Below are 2,494 nucleotides of genomic sequence, written 5' to 3' on the forward strand. Positions count from 1 at the left end.
GTGTCCGACGCTCTCCCCGTCACCGCGCGCGGCACCCCCGTGTCCGTGCGTGGTCGAGCGTCGGCGGGGCCTGCCGGCCGTGTCCCCCGACACGGTCGGCAGGTGTGGGCGGGACGACCTGCGGCCCGTGCGCCCCCGAGCGCGCACGGACGAACAGGCCGGCGGTGACGCCGTGGTGGCACGTCACCCGTTTGTGCGGCGCCCCCGATGCGGGCGCCCGGTCAGGCCAGCGCATGGCGCACCATCGTGCGGAACTGCTCCGAGGGCTCGATGCCGAGCTCCGTGCGGAGCAGCCCGCGGAACGCCTTGAAGTGGCGCACCGCCTCCGCGAGGTTGTTCTCGGCGAGGTGCACCGTCACGACCGCCCGGTGTGCGCTCTCGCGCAGCGGGTCGATCCGGGTGCTCTCCAGCGCGGCTTCGAGTGCGGGGGCGTACTGCTGCTGCACGACGAGCCGCGCCGAAAGGGCCTCAAGCGCGTGCAGCCGCAGCTGGTGCAGCCGCTCCCGCTCAAACACCACCCAGTCCTGGTACCAGCCGGGCAGCAGTTCCCCCATGCCCATCAGCGCGGCGCACGCGGGCCCGATCCCCTCTGCCGGGGCCGTCAGGATGTGGTGCGCCGTGGCGGTGAAGTCCCGGGTGTCCATCCGGACCTGCCGGCTGAGCCCGAGCACCCCGGGCCGGGGGTCGGTGACGGCCGAACCCGCGGTGTTCAGACGCCAGATGGCCGTCCGCAGACAGGCACGGGCCCGTTCCTCGGCCACGTCGGGCCACAGCGTCCCCGCGAGCACCGAACGCGTCGCGGGGCCGCGCAGCCCGAGCAGGGCGAGCAACTGCTGCCCGCTGGCGGACACGTCGACCTGAGAGCCGCCGTGCCCGTCGCCGCGGCTGAGGCGGAATCCGCCCAGGAGCTGCAGACGCAGGGCCGGTGGCGCGTCGCCGCGTACCCCCGGACAGTCCGTGACAGCCATCTGTGCACCCCCAGTCGTGCATCCCGTCCCCTGACCAGCCACGACGTTACGCGGGGCGGCGGCAAGGGTGCCTCAGGGAACCGCCCAGGGATTACCCCGGTTTGTCAGGGCTCCTACCAGGGGGCGAGGTCAGGACGACGCACGCCGGTCCCGGGGGGCGAAGTGGTGCACGAGCCCCATGCGGGAGGTGATCCCGAGCTTCGTGTAGGTGTGGCCCAGGTGGTACTCGATGGTCTTGACGCTCAGCGCGAGGGCGGTGGCGATCTGCCGGTTGGTGAAGCCCTGCGACGCCAGCCGCGCCACGGCCAGCTCCTGCGGGGTGAGTCCCTCGGCGGCGGTGTCGGAGTCGGCGGCCGCCGTGTCGTGCGCGGGCCGGGCGGGCGCCGCGCGGCCGCAGGCGTCCAGCTCCCGTTCGCACCGCGCCAGGTAGGGCGCGGCGCCCAGTTCGCTCATCGTCGTGTACGCCGCCTGGAGCTGGGTCACGGCGACCGAGCGGCGGCCGATCCTGCGCAGGAACGCCCCGTGGTCGAGGTCGACGCGGGCGCGGCCGAACGGCGAGGGGATCTGCGCCGCCTGGTCGTGCGCCCGCAGGAACGCCGCCTGCGCGCGGTCCGTCTCCCGGCGCGCCGCGTGCAGATTGCCGCGCACCCGGGCTGCCGCGGACAGCGCCGCGTGCTGCCCGCGTTCCGAGGCCCGTTCCTCGTAGGGCACAAGGACCGCCTCCGCCTCGTCGAGCTCGCCGAGCTGGATGAGCGCGTCGACCAGGAGTTCGCGCCAGGACACCACGCCCGGTTCGTTTACCCCGTCGTGCGTGGCGAAGCCGAGCAGCGGCCGCAGCGCCTCGACGACCCGCTCGGGTTCCGCGCGCGCCTCGGCGAACGCCCCGTGCGCCGAGGCCGCGTACGCGTAGGCGAGGGCGCTTTCGTCGCAGCCCGGTGCGTCCAGGGCGAGCCGCAGATGGGCCGAGGCGCGATCCCAGCTGCCGCGGGCCGAGAGGATCCAGCTGGCGATGGCGTGCGTGACGGGCTTGAGCCACGACTGCTCGGTGTCGTCGGCGATCGACGCGGACGCCTCTGCGTGGATCAGCGCCTCGTCCCAGTCGCCGAGCCGGTGCAGGGTCTGCGCGAGCGCGGACGCCGAGAGCAGACGCAGCGGCACCGTCCCCCGGCGGCAGTTGGCCACGGCCCCGAGCAGGTCGGCGCGGGCGCCCGGCAGATCGTCCGACCACAGCCTCAACTGGCCCCGTGCCAGCAGCAGATCGATGTTCGCGGGCGGCACGAGCAGCGGATCGGGAAGATCACCGGCGAGTTCGATGCCTTTCTTGGCGAATCCGCTCAGGCCGAGGGCGAGAAGGTGGTTGAAGCGCAGCATCCGGCTCGGGCCCTGGAGGGTGGAGAGCCGCTGGGCGCGCTCCGCCCACTGGGCGGCGTCGGCGGAGCGTCCCCGCATCACGGCGGCGTAGCTCAGCTGCTCGGCCGCCCGCGCGGCCAGGGATGGATCGCTCTCGTGATCGCACTGGTTCCAGG

General features: G+C 74.1%; 2 protein-coding genes. Both read right to left on the bottom strand.

Annotation, left to right across the window (positions count from 1 at the left end):
* Nucleotides 1-221: 221 nt before the first annotated feature.
* Complete coding sequence (locus ACQKIP_RS45150) at nucleotides 222-968, bottom strand: AfsR/SARP family transcriptional regulator (protein ID WP_365862436.1); 747 nt, start codon at nucleotides 966-968, stop codon at nucleotides 222-224.
* Nucleotides 969-1,097: 129 nt separating this feature from the next.
* Nucleotides 1,098-2,494 (bottom strand): helix-turn-helix transcriptional regulator (locus ACQKIP_RS45155; RefSeq protein ID WP_427745660.1); only part of this gene is annotated, 1,397 nt, incomplete at its 5' end.

Origin of the sequence: Streptomyces sp. NPDC059900, assembly GCF_050270335.1 — a bacterium.
Taxonomy (GTDB): Bacteria; Actinomycetota; Actinomycetes; order Streptomycetales; family Streptomycetaceae; genus Streptomyces.

Excerpts from the sequence above, each read along its gene's own strand:
- ACQKIP_RS45150 (WP_365862436.1), bottom strand. The coding sequence starts at position 968 with ATGGCTGTCACGGACTGTCCGGGGGTACGCGGCGACGCGCCACCGGCC.